This window comes from Burkholderia sp. TSV86 (genome assembly GCF_001522865.1).
GTDB lineage: Bacteria > Pseudomonadota > Gammaproteobacteria > Burkholderiales > Burkholderiaceae > Burkholderia.
In genome coordinates this window covers 110,237-131,775 of the sequence record NZ_LOWB01000072.1, presented here as the reverse complement: position 1 = coordinate 131,775, position 21,539 = coordinate 110,237, and the positions used below count along the sequence as shown (strand labels likewise).

The following is a 21,539-nucleotide window of genomic DNA, read 5'->3' as shown; positions in this document are numbered from 1 at the left end:
GAAGCACCTAGGGAAAACCATGAATCGACGAAAACACTGTTTCCTGCTTAATAACAATCGCAGCCGAGCCTTATAAAAACCCTATCGATAAGATAGATGATTGCAACAATTACTGGTTCCGCCCCCATTAAGACCAATTCGCGTGAAAGCTGCCCGGCTTGTCGGTCCGCTCGAACGTATGTGCGCCGAAGAAGTCGCGCTGCGCCTGGACGAGGTTGGCCGGCACCCTCGCGGAACGGTAGCCGTCGAAGTACGCAATGGCCGACGCAAACGCCGGCACGGGCACGCCCGCCTTCACCGCGGCAATCACGACATCACGCAGCGCTTGCTGATAATTCGCGGCGATCTCGCGGAAATACGGATCAAGCAGCAGGTTCGCGAGCGCCGGATCGGTCGCATACGCATCGGTGATTTTCTGAAGGAAGCGCGCACGGATGATGCAACCCGCCCGGAAAATGCGCGCGATCGCGCCCAGATCGAGATTCCAGCCGTATTCCTTCGACGCGGCGCCAAGCTGCGCGAAACCTTGCGCATACGAAATGACCTTGCTCAGGTACAGCGCGCGGCGCACCGCTTCGACGAACGCATCGCGATCGCCTGCGAGCGGCGCGGCGGCCGGGCCGCTCAACACTTCGCTCGCGGCAACGCGCTCCTGCTTCAGCGACGACAGCACCCGCGCGAACACCGATTCGGTGATGAGCGGCAGCGGCACGCCGAGATCGAGCGCATTCTGGCTCGTCCATTTGCCGGTGCCCTTTTGCGCCGCGCGATCCAGAATCACATCGACGAGATATTGGCCCGTTTCGTCGTCCTTCTTGCCGAAAATCTTCGACGTGATCTCGATCAGATAGCTGTCGAGTTCGCCTTGGTTCCATTCGGTATAGACCGCGCCCAGTTCCTCGTTCGTCAGCCCCGCGACTTGCTTGAGCACGGCATAGCTTTCGGCGATGAGTTGCATGTCGCCATACTCGATCCCGTTGTGCACCATCTTCACATAGTGGCCGGCGCCGTCCGGGCCCATGTACGCGACGCACGGCTCACCGTCGGCAGGCGCCTTCGCGGCGATCTGCTTGAGGATCGGCTCGACCAGTTCGTATGCGTCGCGCTGGCCGCCTGGCATGATCGACGGGCCGTGCAGCGCCCCCTCCTCGCCGCCGGACACACCCGTGCCGATGAAATGCAGGCCGGCTTGCGCGAGTTCCTGGTTGCGGCGGATCGTATCGGTGAAGTGCGTGTTGCCGCCGTCGATCAGCACGTCGCCGTTGGCGAGCAGCGGCTTGAGCGCCGCGATCGTCGCGTCGGTCGCTTCGCCCGCCTTCACCATCAGCAGAATCCGGCGCGGGGTTTCGAGCGACGCGACGAATTCCTCAAGCGTATAGGCCGGCACGAGTTTGCGATCGGGAAATTCGGCGATCAGCTCATCGGTCTTCTCGCGGCTGCGGTTGTATACCGACACCGCATAGCCACGGCTTTCGATATTCAGCGCCAAATTACGCCCCATCACCGCAAGACCGACCACACCGATTGCTTGTTTACCCATTATTCAATTCTCCGGAAAAAAACGGGGCGCGACTTTTGCAAGTCGCACGTACAGGCGCAAGGATAAGGGAAACCGTGCGAGTCCGTCGCAAAGGCCGAATCAAAAGTGTTCGGTTGCGCGCAGTTTGCGAATAGCAACGGCAACATGAAGGCATGGCGGGGATTGCGTCGGCACGTGAAGCCATGCGCGCCCCAAACGGGGACGCGCGGGCGGCAACAAGCCGTGGATCAGGGGACGTGGCGCGCCACGGCGCATAGCGCCGTACTCGTGGCAGCGGGTGCAAAACGCCCGGTCATGCCCGGTCATCCGAGCCGCGTGACAAGCGCCTCGAGCATCTGCCCGCACGATGCCTCGATTTTCAGCGACAGCAACGGATCGGCGCGCGTGCGCCCAAGATTGAGCGCCGCGATCGGCTTGCGCTGCGCATGCGCCCACACGCAGAACCGATAACCCGAATACACCATCAGCGACGAGCCCACGACGAGCATGGCATCCGCCTCGTCGAGCGCCCGCGCGGCCTGCGCGACGCGCTCGCGCGGCACGTTCTCGCCGAAGAACACGACGGCCGGCTTCAAGAGCCCGCCGCATGTGGGACAGGCCGGCACGCGAAACGTATCGAGCGCATGCCACTCGACATGTGCATCCCCATCGGCGGCCGGCACCGCCCGCGCATCGAGCAACGCCGGGTTGTCTGCTTCGAGAACGCGTTGGATGGCCGCGCGCGCATGATGCGCCCCGCAATCGAGGCACATCACGCCACCGATGCCGCCGTGCAATTCGATCACGTCCGCACTGCCCGCGCGCTGGTGCAGCCCGTCGACGTTCTGTGTAACGAGCCGCGCGATGCGCCGCACCGCGCCGAGCTGCGCGAGCGCATGATGTGATGGGCCCGGCCGGGCGTGCGCGACCATCGGCCAGCCGATCATGCTGCGCGCCCAATAGCGGCGGCGCGCATGGTCGGAATCGAGAAATTCGCGCAACTGGATGGGCTGCGAACGCATCCATTCGCCGTTTCGATCGCGATAGCCGGGAATGCCGGAATCGGTGCTCACACCCGCGCCCGTCAGCACGAAAAGGCGCGGATGGCGCTCGACGAACGCATGCAACGCATCGAGCGAATGCGCATCGGCGGCCGGCGTGGCATCCATCAGCACCGGCGATGGAGCGAGGGAATCGGTCATGGCATCGAAGGTTCGTCCGGCAGGGTCAGCCGCTCGGGAATATGCGCCGCTCGCCTGCGTGCCATCACATAATACAGAACGCCGGGCACAACGAGGCCGATGATCCATGAAATGTCGGTGTCGCCCAGCTTCGCGACGAGCGGGCCCGTATAAAAGCTCGTCGCGAGAAACGGCAACTGCACAAGCACGCCGATCACGTAAACCGTCACGCCCACGACGTTCCAGCGCCCGTAGCGGCCGTCGGGATCGAAGAGCGCGGGCACGTCGTAACGCTCTTTTGTCACCCAATAGAAATCGACCAGATTGATCGCGCTCCACGGGGTAAAGAACGCGAGCAGAAACAGGATGAACGCGGAGAACTCCTTCAGGAATGCGTGGCGGCCGACGAGCGCGAGCCACGCGACCGCGGCGACCATCACGAGCACATAGCCGATGCGCGCGCGCTGCGAAATCTGCGCGCGGCCCGAGAAGCCCGTGACGATGGTCGCCACCGACATCACGCTGCCGTATGCATTGAGTGTCGTGATCGTCAGCTTGCCGAGCGCAATCGCGAAATAAAGCAGCGCGGCCGTCGCGCCGCTCGCGCCGAGGCTCACGATGAACTGCACCTCGTGGCCAGCGAACTGCCTGCCCGCGAGCGCGGCGGCGAACACGCCAAACACCATCGCCACCTGCGCGCCGAGCACCGAGCCAAGACCGATCGCCCAGAACGTGCGGCGCGCCGACGTCGTGCGCGGCAGATAGCGGGAATAGTCGGCCACGTAAGGCCCATACGAGATCTGCCACGACGCGGACAGCGAAACCGCGAGCAGGAAGTGAGCGAGCGAGAAATGCCGGACGGCAAGCAGCGCGCCGATGTCGTGCCCTTCAAGCAGCCGCGCGAACATGTAGATGAACGCGAGCACGCCGAGTGCGCTCGAGACGCGGCCCAGCGCGTGAATCGCCCGGTAGCCGAACACCGCGAGCACGACGACCACTGAGATGAACACGCCGATCCCGAGCGCATCGGCCACGCCGAGCAGTTGGGACAGCGCCTGCCCGGCCAGCACCGTGCCGCTCGCGGAAAAGCCGACATACATCAGGCAAACGAGCACGAGCGGGATCATCGCCCCGTAGACGCCGAACTGCACACGGCTCGAGATCATCTGCGGCAAGCCGAGCCGGGGGCCTTGCGCGCCGTGCAGCGCCATCACCGCGCCGCCGAGCAACTGACCAAGCGCGAGGCCGATCAGCGACCAGAATACGTCGCCGCCAAGCACGACCGCGAGCGCGCCGGTCACGATCGCCGTGACTTGCAGGTTGGCGCCGAGCCACAACGTGAACTGGCTCAGCAGCTTGCCGTGGCGTTCGCCGTCGGGAATATAGTCGATGGTACGGCGCTCGCGCAGCGCCCGCTGACGAGCAGTCGAGGAAGTTGGCATGGTTGTCGGATGAGCGGCAAGGCATTCGAAGCGCTCAAGATAGCTGCGTCAAATTGTATAGACAACTCTGTCAAAAACCGGGTTTACACGGCATTGGCCAGCAAACGCTGACTTGGGCACATGGAGCGACAACGCGGCGACTGCGCGGCCCCCGGCACTCCGATTGCTCAGATTGCTCCAACCCGGCCGGATCGCCGCAATAACGCGAAGCGGGCGCGCGAGCCGCGCATCGGCTGAATTCGCTTTTGGACCTATATCGACCTTACCGGTGGTTATTACGTTCGCACCATATCGCCATTACATATTCCATTATTCCGCCGAGCATATTCATAATCATTGTTTCGATTTATTTAAATCATATTATTAAGCAGACCAGCGCACTTTTCCCATTTAGGAGCCTTTGATACTTTTACCCCCCGCAAAAACTTAAATAGACAGAATTACATTCTGATTTTGACGAATCGACACCGCTACTGCATCACCGACAACAACGATACCTACTCTACATAGGAATTAACGATTATCGAGTTTCAATCAGGCATCACGATGTGAACTAACACCTTGCCAGATCCAATATCTGGTCTTTTTGGAGAACCATGATGCAAGATTCTGATCGCCAAGCAGCCGCGAATGTTTTCGTCACCCGAGATGGCCGAAACAAAAAAGCACCGCTCGACAATATGAAAAAATGGGCGCGCGCACTGTCTTTGAGTGCCGCAATCGGCGGGCTTTTCATGGCGGCGGCCCCGGCTCGTGCCGATACTGCCGTACCAGCGGCCAGCGGAGGAACCTGGACGAGCGTATCGGGTTCGTCGACCGGCCAAATCAGCCCGATCGTCGTGGGTGGGCAATCGAACGTCAATGTCATTCAGGGTGACGGCAATCTGAGCCAAACGTCGAGCGCGCTGAACCTCGCATTCACGTCGGTCCAGGCAAACAACGCGGTCACCGTGCGCGTTACGCACGGCACGAGCAACATGGCCAGCATCTCCGCGGACAGCAACATCCTTCCGTATGTATCGGCGAGCGTCAACGGCCAAGGCGTGCTGAGCGTCGGGCTCGCGCCGGGCAATGCTTATGTGCTGAAGAACCCGGTGACCGTCGAAGTGCAGACGATCAATCTCAACGCATTGACGGCGCTGAACGCCGCATCGGTAAATGCGCAAGGATTCTTCGGCAATCCCGCCGGCACGGTCATGATCGACGCGGAAACGGCCGGCAAGATCAATCTCGATTTGCAGCAGCAGCAAATCAACAACCTGACGCTCAAGGCAAACGCATCCGGTTCGTTCAATGTCGCCGACATCGGCAACGTCAATCAGATCAGCGCCAATCTTTCGGCGACCGGCAATGGGAAAATCTCGGGCAATGGCCCGAACGCCTCCGCCAATATCACGGTGACGGCCGCCGCCTCGTTCGATTCGACCGGATTGCCGATCAACAGCGCGACGGTCAATGCATCCGCCACCGCGCAAGCCCTCGTGAATGCGAGAAATGTCAATGCCACCGCCTCCCTTCTCGGCAGAATCGGTTATGTCGGCACGCCGGCGTCTCTGCAGCAATCCACCAGTCTCGGCGGCACGATTTATCAAATTCGATAAATCACAAAACTGAAATCCATTCCCGATCAAGAAAATGTGATTCCCGGTTCGGCTTGGCCGAACCGGGGCGTGCCCCGTTGACCGGGCCCGGGCTGACCGCATATGGCCGCCCCCCCGTCGGCGGCATGGCGTGAGCCGTGGGCGGACGGATCGGCCGGACGAAGCCCGGCAACGGCGCGCCCGCGCGTTTGTGGCGCCCGAGCCAAGCCGTGCGCCGCCCGCCTGGCCATGCATGGCTCCCAGCGGCTGCGGCTCCATCCCGCCGTCGCGACGGCCGTCATCAATGGACGGTGCCGCTCCGTGGCCATTGTGCCCGCGCGGCCGCGCTCGCGAATTCGGCCGTCTCCCGCTCTTCAGGCGGCGGCAACATCGGCTCGAAACCCATCGATTCGATCCACAGCTCGCGCGTCCACCCTTTCGCGTGATACAAGTGGCACGCCTCGTCGGCCCAGATCGACGCATAGGCGTCCTTCAGCACCTTCGCGACGGCGCCGGACAACGCATCGGCGGCAAAGCCGATCAGCGCCCAGTTTTGGCGATCCTTGGTTTCGGCAAGCATCACGCATTCGGCGGCAATCAGTTGCGCCATGGCCGGCTCCTTGCTCCGCCGCGCGTAGGCGACGACCTCGAACAATGCCCGGCAGCATGCGGACACCGCGGTACGCCCGCGAGTCTGCGCCATCGGATCGAGCCCGAGCGCTTCGAACGCGGACAGCAGCACCTGCTGATGCACCAGCGCCTGCGCGTGACACTTCGTCCATTCGTCACGTAGCGCCGTGCGGCTGGCGCAGTCCAATGCGGCCGCATAGATCGCCGCGCCGCAAAGCGCCGTTTCGAGCGTCTGATACAGCAGTTCCCGGATGCCTTCTTGCAAATTTGCGTGATTGTGCCGTTTCGACATAAAAGTCTCCCATCGAGTGCCGCCTATCGGCCGCCGACATTCAAAACGACGCGCCGGTACGCGCGCCTCGCACCGATCTCATCGTTGCACTTCGCGGGCGAGTGCCTGCGCGGCCCGCAAATGCTGATGCAGCGTCGGCAGCGTCTGCTGCGCAAACGCACGTAAATCGGCATCGCTGCCCGAGCCCGCTTCCTGCTCGAACAGTTGGATCACCCGGCGGTGCGCGGCGGGACCCGCCACCGCCAAATAGGCCACGTCGAAATCGTGCCCGCGCTTGCCGCGCAACACCTCGATGTTCGGATCATGAACCTGCGAGGTACGCGGCGTGATCCGCTTGTGCGACGCGATGGCGTGAAGTGCCGCGTCGATCTTCGAGTGATCGTCGATCATCATTTTCGCGAATGCGCGCACATCGGCAGTGGCCGATTGTTCACCGGCAAGCTGGCTTGCCTGGATCTCGCTCTTGCCGGCAAGCGCCGCTTCGTCGACAAATTCGGCGTCCGTTATCCGCGGCAGCTTCGCTATCCGGCTATCGCCGACGTCCGATGCCGGATTGACGACGTCAGCGCCAAGCTGCACATTCGATGCCGCGTCCATACCCGGCATCTGCGCGTGCGCGCCGCCCACCGCGAACGCAATGACCGCGGCGGCCGCGCACCACGTTGATCTGCATGGGTTCATGTTGTGTGCCTCCTTATGCCTTGTGACTACGTGCCGTTTGCCGGGGCACCGAGCTTCGATTCCCCGAAAGCCTGCCGCATCGCCGCCCGCTCGCCGTGCCGACGCGTCGGCCGCGGCAACCGTGCGAGCCAGCGGCCATGCATGCCGCCGTCACACAGCGGGCCGCGGCGACGGCAGGCAAGATCGTATGCATCGCAAGACCGCCTCTGGTTGGCCAGCCTCGCCAACGGCATCCTCAGATGCAATGCATATTCCCGCGCATTCCTGCGCGTTCGATGCGTTACGCGCGGCCCGAGTGTATGCACCGGGCTGCCGTCTTTTCGACGAACGCGGCGCAACCAACGCCCTGTTGCGAAGCAACGAAATGCCTGCCGCCCCCCGGCCGCGGGCACAGTACCGAGGCGAGATCGGCGGCTCATGCGCCTTTGCCGCTGCCGAATTGCATGAGCCGGTTGGAGATCGTCTTCAGGCTGACGCCCAGCGTTTCAGCCGCATGCGACTTCACGCCGCCACAGCGCTCAAGCGTGCCGAGAATGATCTGTCTGTCGACTTCGCTAAGCGGCGTGCCGAACGGCACGCTCACCGTATCGCCGGCGGCACTCATCATGTCAGACACTTCGACGATGACCGGCGGGGGCAGCGTGTCAATCACGTCGCCGTCGTTGAAGATGCACGCGCGCTGCACGAAGTTGCGCAATTCACGGACATTGCCCGGCCACGCGTGGTGGCTCAGCGCCGCGAGCGCCGCCTCGGAAAAACGCATCGTCCGGCCGCTGTCTTCGTTGAGCTTCCGCAGGAACGCTTCGGCAAGCATCGGCACGTCGCCATCGCGCTCGCGCAACGGTGGCAACGTAACCGGAAACACGTTGATACGGTGATAGAGATCCGCGCGCAGCTTGCCCTCGGCTACCGCCGCTTCGGGATCTCGGTTCGTCGCGGCGACGATCCGCACATCGACATGGATCTCGCGCGCAGAACCGAGCCGCGTCAGTTGGCCGGTTTCGAGCACGCGCAACAGCTTGACCTGCGACTCCACCGGCATCTCGGTGATCTCGTCGAGAAACAGCGTGCCGCTGTCCGCACGCTCGAAGAAGCCCTTGTGCTGCCGCTGCGCCCCGGTGAAGCTGCCGCGATCGTGACCGAACATCTCGCTCTCGACGAGGTTCGCGGCAATCGCGCCGCAATTGACCGCGAGAAACGGCCCACAGCGGCGCGGGCTCAGATCGTGAATCGTCTGCGCGGCCAGTTCCTTGCCGGTGCCGGACTCGCCAGTGAGCAGTACCGACGCATCGGTGCCGGCAACGCGGCCGATGGCGCCGTACACCGCCTGCATCGCGGGCGAGCCGCCAAGCAGTTGCCCAAAACGGTCAAACTGCTTGCGCTCGGCGCGCAACGTCGCGCTCCCATCATGCGACGCACCGGTGCGCGGCACGCGCTCGAGGATCGCGTTCAGCCGCTGCATATTGAGCGGCTTCACCAGGTAATCGGCTGCGCCGCGACGCAATGCGTCGATTGCGGTATCGAGACTGGCGTGTCCGGTCATGAGCACCACCTCGCAATGCGCCCCTTTCGGCAGCGCATCGAACAACATCATGCCGTTACCGTCGGGCAACACGAGATCGCACAATATGAGATCCGGCATGTGCTTGGCGACCCATGCGCGCGCCGCCTCGAGCGTTGTGACGGCAGCGCAAGCAAGCCGCTGCGCGCGAGCGAGTTCACTCAGCAACTCGCGCGCGGCGGGGTCATCCTCCACGACCAGGATATGTGGCATCGGCGCTCCATTTTCTGAACAAATAAATTATTTTTATAAACCACTTTAATTTAAAGAGATATTTTTGATGAATGTCAAAATCAAAAAATTAGATGAATTTCACATGGGAAATTCGAGTTCATGATAAGCCGAAAACCGCCTGCAAAGCACTTTTACATACCAATAAACGATCAAATATTTCTATTCAAAATTACAATTTAAATGTAATTTTTTATTTTTATTATTCAATTTCACATTGAATTTTCGCATATGGCGATGATTATGAAATTCGAATCGATCGATTCGATGCATTGAAGATATCCGATTAGCGGAAGACTTATACCGGAATGCGGCGGCGAACGGCGGCGGGGCAGCGGTCACTCGCCGATCGTCTACGCGTCTACGCATTACCGAGCTGGCGCCGGAAAGCGACTGCCAAGCACGGGAGCGTTGATCGCCGGCAGCAAGAACAGCGTCGTGACCGGCCGTTCGTGCCGTTCAGCGGCTCGGCGGCTCCAACCGCGCTTGCGGCATTGCCGCGCTTCGGTATGAAAAGCCCGCTTCGCCAGGGCAGCCGCGCGGCATACCGACCTTTTCGACGCTGTACGCCAGCGTGCACGATCTTTTTCGATGAAATCGCCGAGCCAGCGCGGATCGAACCATGCGCCAGCGCGTAGCCCGATGTCCCGGAACCGGCATCGCGCCTTCGCCATGCCGCCCGTCTTGCCGGCCATGCGAGCGGAACGCAAATTGCGGGGCAATGACCGGGCCGCTGAGGGCCCATGCGCACCGTTTGCCGGAGGCCGCACCATGCGCCATTCATCGGCTGCGAAACCACGCAGCAAACGCCCGACCAAACGCCCCGGCCGAAGCCGCGGCGCCGCCCCCCGGCCGCGCAAGCGCTGGTCTGCCAAGGTCACGCAAACGAGCCATGCGCTCGAGCTCGAGCCCGATATCTTCAAATCGGACGATCCCAGCAAAATTGCCGCGTCGCTGAAGCGCTCCGCCGAGCGCAGCACGCGCCGCCGCGCGTCGCCGTTTCAGTCGGCAATGTCAATGCTGAATTTTTACGCGAACCGCGCGGGCCGCAATCTGTCCGCATCGCGACGGGCCACGCTCGAACGCGCGAAGCGGAAATTGCGCGAGGCGTTCGGCCGCAAGCCCTGACTTGACTCACGCGAACGGGTTCGCGCATGCGCACGGGCGGCCGTCTTCGCATGGCGCGCTGTCCGGCCGGCGGCAGCGCTGCTCTTCGTCATGCCTGCGGCGGCAACGCGGCCCCGGCCGGGAGCCGCGCTGTCAGGCCCGCCATTTCGCGACGTGCGCCGGACGATACCGATACCCGATGCCGCCGTTCATGCATCGTGCTTGTGCTTGGGCTTACCTTTTGCCGGCGTCGACGCCATCTCCTCGAGTTGCTGCTTGCTCATTGATTCGTACATTGACTTCGACGGCGGCTTCAAACGCTTGACTTTCGTCCGGCCGCGCTTGGCCGCAAGCGCGGCGCCTGCCGCGCGCTGCTGCGCCTGGGATTTGGCCTGCATGGTTTCGCTCCTGTCGTTTGTGCAATCGTGACGCGCACACTGTGCGCCATATTCGAATTGCTACGTTTGCGGACATTGCACACCGCGCGGCGATACCGGCATATTCGTGCCGCCATGCGCACGGCGATGCGCGCCATGTCCGCCTGCGGCCTCGACGGGCGGCTAGCGCTTCGCATCGCTGCGCTCGACGCTCGAGCGTTCGAGAAACGCCGTCGTAATGTCCGGCAGTTGCCGCGCGAGCCACGACGCCATATCGAATTCCTGCTGCCGGATCCGCTCGCAGTTCGCGCGGATCTCGGCTTCCCCCGCGGCGTCCGCCGCGACGATCAGCACCGTATATGCGGCGATTTCGACCTGCTCGAACATGTAGCAGGCCATTGCATGCTTGACCACCTCGTCTTCGGCCAGCAAACCGCCCGCGACTTGCCCATATGCGGCAATTCGCGCAGCGAGATCCTTGATCGCGGACGGCGTCGTGCCGAGGCGGCGCAGACAGCCTTCGACAAGCGTTTGCTGAATGCGCGTTTCGTCGAGATGCTGCCTGAGCTGCGCGTGCAGCAACGGATAGTTGTCGAGCCGGCTCAACTGGGCGCTGAGCATCGTCTCGGCCTGGCGCTCCATGGCGTATGCATCCCGCAGCCAATCTTCCAGATATTCGCGCGGACTGGTCATCGCTTTCCTCCTTGCCGCATCGCGGTGCGGCACACCGTGCGACGCAACATGCGGCGCGCCGATCCGCGCGCAAGGCGCGTGCCGCTTCAGTCGAGCGGTTCGAGGCAGATCACGTGCTCAGCGCGCCTGCCGCCGCCGCGCTCGACTTCCACGGCGCCTGCGTAACGGACGCGCCAGCCGCGGCGCAGCGCGATTTGCGGCACATTGCCGGCGGGGCGGCTCTCGAATCCGCCGAGGCCGTCGTCGGGCGTATCGACGCTGTCGTCGAGCGACGCATTCGAATAGATCACGTTGTCCTGCCACTCGGACGCACCCTGGCGCGCTTCCATGCCCTTGCCGTCCACGTCCACTGAATTGTCGGTCGCGGCCATGTTTGCGTTGTCGATCGACACGATGCGGCTCGCCGCCCGCCGAACCGGATCGCCGCTGTTGGCCGAATATGCGTCGTGGTCGATCGGCGGCAGTCCGGTCGGCAGTTTCGCCGCCGCCCGCTCGGGCGACAGCTTTGGCGCGCGCGGCGCTTCGTTCGCCTGCGCGGCGCCGGGCATTTCGCGCATATCGCGCGTCGCCGCAGAACGCTTCGCCAGACTTGGGGCGGTCATTCCACCGTGTGCCGCGCGAGCGGGATTCGAATTGGCATTGGACATCGGATCCTCCGTGTTTCGGGCCGAGCGCCGGCCGCATCGAGCCCGCGCTAGAACCGATAGCTGATTGAAACATCGACCACCGCCTGCGTCGAACGTGTGACGAGCGGGCTGCGCGCCGCAGCGCCGACGAGTTGCTCCACGGCGCCGGCGGCGGTCACAAACCAGTGCTTGTCGACAAACCAGACGGCCGTCGTCCCGAACGCCACCGAGCGCAAGCCCGCCGAAGGCGCATAGCCGCGCCGTTCTCCAGAACGCGCCTGAGCATCGGACACACCGAACCACGCGTTCATGTAGCGCGCATCGGCGAACGTCACGCTCGGCCCCGCGAACCAGAAGAACCGCTCGTTGCTGCCGGGCAGCGGCAAATATGCCGATAGATCGCCACGCCAACCGTTCGCCCCGCCGACGTCACGCCGCACGGCCACACGCGCCACCCAAGGAAACGGCTTCGTGATCACATAGTCGGCCGCCAGCCTGACGAGCGCAGCCGCGCCGATGTTCGGCATGCCCCTGAGGTGATCGAGGTCGTCCGCGGCGCGCCTTCCAAGGTCGTAGCCGGCCGATATCGCCACGCGCCAATTCGACCCTCGCAACGCATTGACACCGATGCCCTCGCCCGTCGACGCAAAAAACAGATCGCGATAACGAATATCGATGCTCGGGCCGATCCGCACGCGATACGCGGACGCGCCGGGATACGATGGCCGCAGATCCACCGCCGCTCCCGTGTCGATCTGCCAGACGGGCTGCTGCGCAGGCGCGAGGACTTTCGCGAGCGGCACGCCCGCCGAGTACTGCCATTCCGCCAGCGGCGACGGTGTCTGCGCGCGCACGGCGTGCGCGGCCGAGCCGCATGCGCAGCATGCAGCAAGCCATGCCCCTACGATGCGCGCCGATCGCCGCGATCGGGATTGCAGGCCAGGTATGCGGATACGTCTGAAAACGCGCCGGGTTCCGATCATGCTTGTCGCGCCGCGCAAAGGGCGCCGTGCGTGCGTGTCATTGCGCCCGATACCGGCAACGGGAGCGCATCCGTTGGCGACAGCGCGCCCGAAGGCGACGCGGCGACGCGTGGCGCAACCGGCGCGCTCGCGCCGCCCTCGCCGCCCGGCCGATCCGCCGCGCGTGGTAACGGGCCGCCGCCGCGACCCGGCTGCGCGCACGCAGCACCGAGCACCGCCGTCAGCACGACGGCTGCCGCGCGCGCGTCGCGGCTGGCACGCCACCCACGGTTGTCGCCGCGTGCCTCCAACGGCACGGCGCACTCGGTCGCCTCCCGCATAGGCCGCATAGGCCGCCGCTGCGTCGAGCACGCATGCACCGGTGGCTGCCGCTCCGGCGGCTCGTGCTCGGGCGGCGGACGCTCGGGCGGGTCCCCTTCCGGATGCCGATAAGGTTCCGGTAAGTCGGGCGGCGGATTGTCGGGGTCCGGAAGATCAGGATCGGGGTCGACGTCCGGCATAGGTGGATCCGGCCGGTGCAGCAATATCGCGAAATTCTGTTCCATTTGACTTCCCAATGACGAACGCTTCGCAATCGTTCGCAATCCGCGTGCCGGCCCTGCGGCGCGCCGCCTCTGACCGTGGCATGGCCCATGGCGTGCGGCACGGCCATTGATATTCGCAATTCGCGCCAGCATTACATCGGCCTCTGCAAATCTTTCATGCCGAGCCGGCATGCGCGTGCCGAGCGTGCCGTCCATAGGCCGCCGTCACGCTCCCGCCCCTGACGCGGCTGGGCTTCGCCGCCGATACCGCGGATACGGGCACGTCAATTGCGCCGTTCCAACGAAGCAGACTTCGTCCGGAGCATCCGACATGACTCATCCCAAACACCCTGACCGTGACACACCGGCCCATCAGCACGGGGCTTCGCCGCCGCTAAAGAATCAGGAACGCGCCAGCACGCGTCATTCGGAACGGCACATCGACGAAATGCTCGAACAAACCTTTCCTGCCAGCGATGCGCCAGCGACCGGCGGCACCACACGCATCGAACCGTCGACGCCGACGAACGAGCACGCACCGGCTGACGAGCACGAAGACCGCGCATCAAGCGATACCGATGCTCGCCATGACCGCGCGTCGCACACGTCATCTGCACGCGATTGACATCCTCGGCAGGAAAAACGAATGAACCGCAAAGCCGTGCGCATGGTGCGGCATGGAAGGCGAAAAGGCGATCGCGGTAGTCACGCAGTCCGCAGCCGCTCAGTTGGTTATGCGGCGCGATGATGATCAGGCTGGCTTATTGACTACGCGCTGGAGTTGGCGCCCTACAGAGCATGGAGAAGCGTGTGCGTGACTCGCGGACGTCCTGCCGCTCTGCCCCGCTGCCGCGCTGTCGTTGCCCTCGCTGTCGTTGCCCTCGCTGTCGTTGCCCTTTGGCGCCTGCGCTGTCCGTGCGCTGTTGTTGTGCTGCCGTTTGCCGGCATCGCCTTGTCAATTGCCGGCGCCACGACGCGCGGCGGCAACCCGCCTTGCGGCGCCACGCGGCACGAGCGCAGGCACGCTTGCGGGCCTGCCGCCGCCAAGACTGATTCGAGCACCGCCCCCCGCGCGGCCACGCGGCACGAGCGACGAGCGACGAGCGTGTGGTCCGGCACCGCCGTCACGCTGCTGTCATTGCGATGCGATTGTCAGTTGATCGTGCACGCCCCGCACACCGTCGATCTGTTTCACGACGTCGATCGCAATCGCGCGCTGACGATCGTCCGGCACGCTGCCCGTCAGCGTGACGTTACCGTGGCGCGTCGTGACGTGAATATTGCCGGATGACAGCCCCGCCGTTCCGACAAGCGCCGTCTTCACCTTCGCGGTAAGCGTAGCGTCGCGGATCTTCGCGCCGGCCGTCGGTGACGACGACGCGCCGCCGTCGGCTGCCGTCGCATCCGGTGCGACGGCCATGCATGACGCAGCCGCAACAACGGCCAGCGTGACGCCCAGCCGTCCCGCCAAACAGCGCCGCCGCCGGCTGGCATTGATTCGGTCCTCTTTGACATCCATCATCACCTCCGTTCATCCATCGCGCATCCGACCGGCACCCGCCAGCCGGACGAATCCGCCGCAATCGTCATGCCGCCCCCCGTGCCCGATGCGCTCCCACCGCCGTTCAACGCGCGGCCGTCGCAGCCCGGCTTTCATCGAACGCCGATAGCCATTTCGACGGCTCGCTGCTCAGGTTCGCGTCTGCGGTTCGCGTGAGAGCGTGAAATCGCCGCACGCCGCACGCCGATGCATTCACCGATCGAAGCCGACAGCTACGGCCGACAATGCGCGACGGCTACACCTCTCTGCAATCGATTGAAGCTTTTGCACACTCGGCACAGGCTCCGCGTCAGCGCGGCCGATGCTCAGGCCGCCGAGCACAGCGTCGGCACCACCACGCCGCGATGCCCGTTCACTGCCCGCTCGCGCCCGGCGCGGAAGCCGCGCCGGACGCCGCATTCGGCACCACAGGCGTAGCCGGCTGCACCGGCTGCGCAGGCTGCAAAGCGCCTGCGCCTGAACTTGAATTCGATGTGTCGTCGCGCTGCTTCGAACATCCGGCGCTCATTACGATGCCGGTCATCACCAGGCCGGCGACGAGCGCACGCAACACGATGCGAGATAGATCAAATGCCATGACGTCTCCCAGGTTGAAGGTAACCGACAGCGCGCAATTCGCATGCCGCGTCATCCACCGATATTGCCGGGCGCATCGCGCGCCAGATGGGGCCGTCTACGCTCGTTCGATCGTTATGAATTCCGTCGATGCGCGATTTGACTCGAATAAGTACGATTCCATGCAGCCGTGCCACATCGATTGACGTTCACCTAAAGGAATTGAATAACGCGAGACGCAGTGAACTCAACACCGCCAATGCCGGCTTGCGTGCCACGAAACGAATTCGCGCCACCTCGGCATTCATATAAGCCGCGACCACGCACATGCGGCGGCCACGTCCGTTCCGCCAGCGGTCGCGCGCATCGCACGCCAATCGCCAATGCCGGAGCAAGGCTGCCCGCGGTGCCCGAACGCGAACAGCACCAGCGAACTGGATGCGAGCAAAAATAACTGGGCCGCCGCACCGATAGCCGCCGTCACCGGCACGGTCGGCATAAGTGCCGCCGGCGCGCAGGAAATGGCACTGCCAGCCATCGGGATCTCCGCGCAACGTGCGGCGGCACAGTTTCGCGCATGAATCGACGAGCGCGATGCGCCTTTTCGCTACATGCCGGCAGCAAAGCCTGCGCGGCGGCCTCGGCAGACCTATCGATATATGCTCCCGGCAACCCGACGGGCGCGGTCTGCGAGCGGCAGCATGCGTCACCCCTTGTCGGCCAATGCGCGCTGGATTGCCGCTTCGGTCTCCGCGTAGCCGCCCTCCCCGAAATGCGAATAGACGATGTGTCCGCGCCGGTCGATCAGATACAACGCCGGCCAATACTGATTGCCGTAGGCGTTCCACGTCGCATAACTGTTGTCTTGCGCCACCGGAAAGCTAATGCCGAAGCGGGCGATCGCTTGCTTCACGTTGCCGGTATCCCGTTCGAATGGATACTCCGGCGTGTGTACCCCGACGACGGCAAGGCCCTGGTCTTTGTATCGCTCATGCCAGCGCTCGATATATGGGACGGTATGGATGCAATTGATGCAGCCGTAAGTCCAGAAGTCGACGAGTACGACTTGGCCGCGCAGTTGCTGCATGGTGAGCGCTTTGCTGTTGATCCATTGGTCGATGCCGGTGAATTCGGGCGCCGCCCCGGTGTTGCCGATCCGGCTTTGAGCGAACGGAATATGGCTGAGCGCGGCTGCCGCGCCGAGCAATGCGGCAGTACAGACGAGTTTGATTCGCTTGAACATTTCAGAGTGCCGTGAAGGTAGGAAGGTGCGCGGAGAGAACGCTCAGGGCGAGCGTGTCGTACTGGAAGCCGATCGCGGCGGCCGTGATGATCACGAGAACGCCGAAGTCAGTCGAAAGGCCGGGCCACAGCCGCAGCAGGCCAAACAGCGCCGGCAGGGCCGTGGCGGCGTCGCGGACGGCGTGCTGCGCGACGTGCACGGCGCTCGGCATCGCGCCCAACGTCAGCGCCAGCGTCGCAAAGGCCACGCTGAACCCGGCGACAATGAACAGCAAACGCACGCGGCCGGCACATTCGGCGCCCGCACCCAGCAGAATGGGCATCACGGACAGAACGCAACGCGACGCAACGGTGAACAGGCCCGCGAGTAGCGCTAGCGGCGGTTCGAGCAAGCTGGGCATGACAAGGCTCCCGTTGTCCGATTGGACGGCATGGCGCCATTGAAAGCCCGCTCTGTATCCCGGATGTGTCGCCGCGAAGGGCCGAATGCAAGGTGTTGTGTCCGGCCGCGGCGTGGATACATTAGGATACGTCTCGGCCCACACGTTGCGCTATAAAGCTCACGTCATCCGCATGGAGAGCGACATGGGCGCCAATCGCCTCGAGATGAAACGCGTCATCATGGCCATTTGGGTTGCGGCGGGGGCGATTTTCACGGAAATCATGCATCCGGCGTATTGTCCGTGTATTCAGGAGCGTGCGTGGCGGACGGAAAAACGAAGAGAGACGAACCGATGACGGAGAAGCCGGATCATGTGCTCGTGGTGGACGACGACCGCGCCATTCGCGAACTGGTGGGAAGCTACCTCGAAAAGAACGGCATGCGCGTCTCGCTGGCCGCCAACGGCCGCGAAATGCGCAATGTGCTCGAAAGCGGCGCACCCGACCTGATCGTGCTCGATCTGATGTTGCCGGGCGACGACGGGCTGATTCTGTGCCGGGATCTGCGCGCGGGCAGGTTTCGCGCCGTGCCGGTGCTGATGCTCACCGCGCGCGGCGACGAAACTGACCGCATAGTCGGTCTCGAAATGGGTGCCGACGACTATCTTGCCAAACCGTTCGCCGTTCGCGAACTGTTCGCGCGGATCCGTTCTGTGTTGCGTCGCACCCGAATGCTGCCGCCGGGCATGCAGGTGACGGAGGTGGCGCAACTGCTGGCGTTCGGCGACTGGCGGCTCGATACCACCGCGCGTCACCTGCTCGATGCCGAGAACACCATGGTGGCGCTGAGCGGCGCCGAATACCGGCTGTTGCGGGTCTTCCTCGATTATCCGCAGCGGGTTCTGACGCGCGATCAACTGCTCAATCTGACCCAGGGCCGCCAGTCGGACGCGTTCGACCGTTCGATCGACCTGCTGGTCAGCCGCTTGCGGCAGCGTTTGCGTGACGAGGCGCGCGAATCGCGCTACATCAAGACGCTGCGCAACGAAGGATATGTGTTTTCGTCGGCGGTCACCGTGATCGAAGCGCCGCAATGAGATCGTCCGCGGGTTGGCATTGGCCGCGCACGCTGTTTGCCCGGCTCGCCGTCATACTTTTCGTGGGGCTCGCGCTCGCGCAGGCGCTGTCGTTCTGGCTGACGTGGATGGAGCGCGACCGGGCCACCGTCGACCTGATGACGGGCTATGTCGAGCGCGAAGTCGTGAGCTCCGTTGCGCTGCTCGACCGCTTGCCGCGGACGGAGCGCTCATGGTGGCTGCCACGGCTTTCCCGGCGCAGCTATCAATTCATCCTCGGGCCGGGAGAGAACGGCGGCCCGATCGATGCGAACCTGTCCGAGCGTTTCGCGCAAGCAATAACGGACGGAGTAGGTCGCACATACGCGGTGAAGGTGAATGCGATTCCGGGCGGCCGCGAACGCTTTCAGGCCCATTTGACGCTCACCGACGGCACACCGCTCACGATCGATTTCCGGCCGATGTCCGGCGTGCCGCTTTCGCATTGGCTGCCGCTCGTACTCGTCGCGCAGCTTGCGATGCTGGCCAGTTGCTGCTGGTTTGCGGTCAGGCTCGCGACGCGGCCGCTGTACGAGCTTGCGCGCGCCGCCGACGGGTTGGGGCCGGACCTGAAAGGCGCGCGGATGTCGGAAGCGGGCCCGTCCGAGGTGGCGCGCGCCGCGCGTGCGTTCAACGCGATGCAGGAGCGCATCGCGGCCTACACGGCCGAGCGCGTGCAGATACTCGCCGCGGTGTCGCACGATTTGCAGACGCCGATCACGCGAATGCGCTTGCGCGTGGACGTGATGGACGACAACGGCGAAGCCGCGAAGCTGCGCCAGGATCTGCTCGAAATGGAAAATCTGGTGCGCGAGGGCGTGACTTACGCGCGCACGCTGCACGGCGTAGCGGAAGCGCCGTGCAGCATCGATCTCGATGCGCTGCTCGACAGCCTCGTCTGCGACTATGCCGATGCCGGCCACGACGTGTCGATCACGAAGCGGGTGGCGACGCCGGTCGTCGCGCGGCCGCAGGCGCTGCGCCGCGTGGTCGGCAACCTCATCGACAACGCGCTGAAATTCAGCGCGGCGGCAACGCTCGAGGCGGCGCTGCTTGCGGACGGAAGCGTCGCCATCGACGTGCTCGATCGCGGGCCGGGCATTCCGGCAGAGCTGCTCGACAAGGTATTCGAGCCGTTCTACCGAATCGAGACGTCACGCAACCGGGGCACGGGCGGCACGGGGCTCGGGCTGGCAATTTCCCGTCAATTGGCGCAGGCGATGGATGCTACGCTGGTGCTGCGCAATCGCGCCGGCGGCGGGCTGAGCGCCATGCTGACGCTCAAGGGGGCGCAACGCGCGCCCGCCCGCGCGCCGGCGAAGCGCCGCGCGGGCGATCTCTGACGCTCGAGCGCGCTTCGTCGATGTAACCGGCGGTATGGCGAAGCGCCTGTCGGCTGCCTACTTACTCACCCCTCCCCCACCCGCCCCACCCCCGATACCCGCCTATGCGTGAGCGACCGTATGGCGGCACATCCGCGCTCGCCACACGGTTTCGGCGTGGCCGCGCCGCCGCCCGACGTGAGCCGCGCGGCGGCGCGGTGCATGCATGACGCGGGATTTTGAATTCTTGTGTGTCGCCCGCTGATGCGGATACACGACGATACAAAGCATGCGGCCGATTCGGATAAAACGTCAGCGTAGTGTTGCGCGCGGCGGCGTGGCGTCACCGGCACCGTGTTCGCACGCGGCGATTCCCGAGCGCCCGCGCCTTTGCCGAATGCGCTTTCGTGAACGACCCATCATGGAGAACGAATCATGCCCGATACCGTGAATACCCGGCGCCGTCTGATCCTAGGCACGACGCTGGCCGGCCTGAGCCTTGCCGAACTGGGATTCGGCAGTCCGGCCCGTGCGCAATCGACGGCCGACGAGCCGCGGACGAATCGCGCGAGCAGCGGCAGCGTGCCGTTCGACACGATCCATCAGATCGACGCAGGCGTGCTGAACGTGGGGTATGCGCAATCCGGGCCAAAGAACGGCCCGGCCGTGTTTCTGCTGCATGGCTGGCCTTACGACATCCATAGCTATGCCGATGTCGCGCCGCTGCTCGCGGCCGCCGGCTATCGCGTGATCATCCCTTATCTGCGCGGCTACGGCTCGACGACGTTCGTTTCTCCGGATACGCCGCGCAACGGCCAGCAGGCGGCGACGGCCGTCGACATCGTCGCGCTGATGGACGCGTTGAAAATCGATCGCGCCGTGTTCGGCGGCTACGATTGGGGCGCGCGCACCGCCGACATCATCGCGGCGCTATGGCCCCAGCGTGTCAAGGCGCTGGTGTCGGTGAGCGGCTATCTGATCGGCAGCCAGGAAGCGAATCGCAAGCCGCTGCCGCCAAAGGCGGAATGGCAGTGGTGGTATCAGTTCTACTTCTCGACCGAGCGCGGCGCGCTCGGCTATGCAGAAAACCGCGATGCGTTCAACAAGCTCATCTGGCAGCTCGCGTCGCCGAAGTGGCAGTTCGACGACGCAACCTATGCGCGCACTGCGGCGGCATTCCGCAATCCCGATCACGTGGCCGTCGTGATTCACAACTATCGCTGGCGCCTCGGACTCGCGAACAGCGAAGCGCAATACGACGAAATCGAACGGCGTCTTGCCGCCGGACCGACGATCACGGTGCCGACGATCACGATGGAGGGCGACGCGAATGGCGCGCCTCATCCTGAGCCCGCCGCGTATGCGAAAAAATTCACAGGCCGCTACCAGCATCGCACGATTAGCGGCGGCATCGGCCACAACTTGCCGCAGGAAGCACCGCGGGCGTTCGCCGATGCGATCCTGCAGGTGGAGCATTTGTGATGCGCTCGGCAATCAATATCGGGCTTCGCGGTTCGGCTCGCGCGCTCGCCGCGGCCGCGCTGCTGGCCGGCACGCTTGCCGCGAGCGGTCCGGCCGCGCGCGCCGACTCGTCGAGACCGGCCGCATCGCCGATCTACGGCGTGACGATTCCGCCCGGCTATCGGAAATGGGAAATGGTCGCGCCTGCCGAAGAAGCCGCGCCGCTCGACGAATTGCGCGTGGTGCTCGGCAATCCGGCCGCGATCCGCGCGCTCGAGCAGGCAACGTTGCCGTTCCCGGACGGCACGATCCTCGTCAAGCTCGCCTACAAACGCAAGCAATCCGACGAATTGCCGACGGCGACGGTGCCCGGCCAGGCAACGACCGTGCAGGTGATGGTGAAGGATTCGCGTCGCTATGCATCGACGAGCGGATGGGGGTTCGGGCGCTTCGTCAACGGCACGCCCGCCGATAC

The 21,539-nt window shown here is 64.2% G+C and carries 21 protein-coding genes and 1 pseudogene; 7 read left to right on the top strand and 15 right to left on the bottom strand.

The window, feature by feature from the left end; translation table 11 throughout:
* Positions 1-127 precede the first annotated feature (127 nt).
* The 3 genes from gndA to WS68_RS11350 form a co-directional block, all read right to left on the bottom strand.
* A complete protein-coding gene (gene gndA, locus WS68_RS11360; protein WP_059570920.1) occupies positions 128-1,540 on the bottom strand; it encodes an NADP-dependent phosphogluconate dehydrogenase in 1,413 nt (470 codons plus the stop codon).
* Between the two features lie 302 nt (positions 1,541-1,842).
* Positions 1,843-2,721 (bottom strand): NAD-dependent protein deacetylase, encoded by an 879-nt coding sequence (locus WS68_RS11355; protein WP_059570919.1) that lies wholly within the window; start codon positions 2,719-2,721, stop codon positions 1,843-1,845.
* A complete protein-coding gene (locus WS68_RS11350) occupies positions 2,718-4,142 on the bottom strand; it encodes a purine-cytosine permease family protein (RefSeq protein ID WP_059570918.1) in 1,425 nt (474 codons plus the stop codon). The genes WS68_RS11355 and WS68_RS11350 overlap by 4 nt, the downstream gene beginning before the upstream one ends.
* 734 nt (positions 4,143-4,876) lie before the next feature.
* On the opposite strand from WS68_RS11350, the gene WS68_RS11345 reads away from it, so the two are divergent.
* On the top strand, positions 4,877-5,743 hold the full coding sequence (locus tag WS68_RS11345) for a GIN domain-containing protein (protein WP_197419587.1): 867 nt from the start codon (positions 4,877-4,879) through the stop codon (positions 5,741-5,743).
* Positions 5,744-6,023: 280 nt separating this feature from the next.
* Here WS68_RS11345 and WS68_RS11340 read toward each other — a convergent pair whose 3' ends face one another.
* The 3 genes from WS68_RS11340 to WS68_RS11330 all read right to left on the bottom strand — a co-directional run bounded on the left by WS68_RS11340 (position 6,024) and on the right by WS68_RS11330 (position 9,099).
* A complete protein-coding gene (locus WS68_RS11340) occupies positions 6,024-6,644 on the bottom strand; it encodes a hypothetical protein (protein ID WP_059570916.1) in 621 nt (206 codons plus the stop codon).
* Positions 6,645-6,722: 78 nt separating this feature from the next.
* On the bottom strand, positions 6,723-7,325 hold the full coding sequence (locus WS68_RS11335) for a DUF4142 domain-containing protein (RefSeq protein ID WP_059570915.1): 603 nt from the start codon (positions 7,323-7,325) through the stop codon (positions 6,723-6,725).
* A gap of 415 nt (positions 7,326-7,740) precedes the next feature.
* Positions 7,741-9,099, bottom strand: a complete 1,359-nt coding sequence (locus tag WS68_RS11330) for a sigma-54-dependent transcriptional regulator (protein WP_059570914.1) — start codon at positions 9,097-9,099, stop codon at positions 7,741-7,743.
* Positions 9,100-9,888: 789 nt separating this feature from the next.
* On the opposite strand from WS68_RS11330, the gene WS68_RS11320 reads away from it, so the two are divergent.
* Entirely contained in the window at positions 9,889-10,245 is a 357-nt protein-coding gene (locus WS68_RS11320) for a DUF3175 domain-containing protein (RefSeq protein ID WP_059570912.1), read from the top strand.
* A gap of 188 nt (positions 10,246-10,433) precedes the next feature.
* On the opposite strand, the gene WS68_RS11315 is transcribed toward WS68_RS11320, so the two are convergent.
* From WS68_RS11315 to WS68_RS27610, 5 genes are all read right to left on the bottom strand, one after another.
* Positions 10,434-10,622, bottom strand: a complete 189-nt coding sequence (locus WS68_RS11315; protein WP_059570911.1) for a DUF3008 family protein — start codon at positions 10,620-10,622, stop codon at positions 10,434-10,436.
* A gap of 162 nt (positions 10,623-10,784) precedes the next feature.
* A complete protein-coding gene (locus tag WS68_RS11310; RefSeq protein WP_059570910.1) occupies positions 10,785-11,294 on the bottom strand; it encodes a ferritin-like domain-containing protein in 510 nt (169 codons plus the stop codon).
* Between the two features lie 86 nt (positions 11,295-11,380).
* Entirely contained in the window at positions 11,381-11,941 is a 561-nt protein-coding gene (locus WS68_RS11305) for a DUF3005 domain-containing protein (protein WP_059570909.1), read from the bottom strand.
* Between the two features lie 47 nt (positions 11,942-11,988).
* Positions 11,989-12,774: a MipA/OmpV family protein gene (locus WS68_RS11300; protein WP_442857159.1), complete on the bottom strand. Its 786-nt coding sequence runs from the start codon at positions 12,772-12,774 to the stop codon at positions 11,989-11,991.
* 125 nt (positions 12,775-12,899) lie between these two features.
* Positions 12,900-13,403, bottom strand: coding sequence for a hypothetical protein (locus tag WS68_RS27610; protein ID WP_197419588.1), 504 nt, complete (start codon positions 13,401-13,403; stop codon positions 12,900-12,902).
* A gap of 355 nt (positions 13,404-13,758) precedes the next feature.
* Between WS68_RS27610 and WS68_RS11290 the strand changes: the two genes are divergently transcribed.
* Positions 13,759-14,052 carry a hypothetical protein gene (locus tag WS68_RS11290; protein ID WP_231752995.1) on the top strand — a complete coding sequence of 98 codons (294 nt, stop codon included), beginning with the start codon at positions 13,759-13,761 and terminating at the stop codon, positions 14,050-14,052.
* A 510-nt stretch (positions 14,053-14,562) separates the two neighbouring features.
* Here WS68_RS11290 and WS68_RS11285 read toward each other — a convergent pair.
* From WS68_RS11285 to WS68_RS11265, 4 genes are all read right to left on the bottom strand, one after another.
* Positions 14,563-14,946 (bottom strand): BON domain-containing protein, encoded by a 384-nt coding sequence (locus tag WS68_RS11285; protein WP_059570928.1) that lies wholly within the window; start codon positions 14,944-14,946, stop codon positions 14,563-14,565.
* Positions 14,947-15,340: 394 nt separating this feature from the next.
* Positions 15,341-15,565, bottom strand: a complete 225-nt coding sequence (locus WS68_RS11280; protein WP_059570908.1) for a hypothetical protein — start codon at positions 15,563-15,565, stop codon at positions 15,341-15,343.
* Between the two features lie 684 nt (positions 15,566-16,249).
* On the bottom strand, positions 16,250-16,786 hold the full coding sequence (locus WS68_RS11270; RefSeq protein WP_082709960.1) for a thioredoxin family protein: 537 nt from the start codon (positions 16,784-16,786) through the stop codon (positions 16,250-16,252).
* Between the two features lies 1 nt (position 16,787).
* Entirely contained in the window at positions 16,788-17,186 is a 399-nt protein-coding gene (locus WS68_RS11265; RefSeq protein WP_156429472.1) for a hypothetical protein, read from the bottom strand.
* A gap of 333 nt (positions 17,187-17,519) precedes the next feature.
* Here WS68_RS11265 and WS68_RS11255 point away from each other — a divergent pair, with 333 nt between their 5' ends.
* The 4 genes and pseudogenes from WS68_RS11255 to WS68_RS27600 all read left to right on the top strand — a co-directional run.
* Positions 17,520-18,263, top strand: coding sequence for a response regulator (locus WS68_RS11255; RefSeq protein WP_059570905.1), 744 nt, complete (start codon positions 17,520-17,522; stop codon positions 18,261-18,263).
* On the top strand, positions 18,260-19,624 hold the full coding sequence (locus WS68_RS11250; protein ID WP_059570904.1) for an ATP-binding protein: 1,365 nt from the start codon (positions 18,260-18,262) through the stop codon (positions 19,622-19,624). Before WS68_RS11255 ends, WS68_RS11250 begins: the two co-directional genes overlap by 4 nt.
* A gap of 414 nt (positions 19,625-20,038) precedes the next feature.
* On the top strand, positions 20,039-21,085 hold the full coding sequence (locus WS68_RS11245; protein WP_059570903.1) for an alpha/beta fold hydrolase: 1,047 nt from the start codon (positions 20,039-20,041) through the stop codon (positions 21,083-21,085).
* Positions 21,085-21,537 (top strand): annotated as a pseudogene (locus WS68_RS27600) (cytochrome P460 family protein); the annotation flags it as partial. The gene WS68_RS11245 and the pseudogene WS68_RS27600, both read left to right, overlap by 1 nt.
* Between the last annotated feature and the right edge of the window lie 2 nt (positions 21,538-21,539).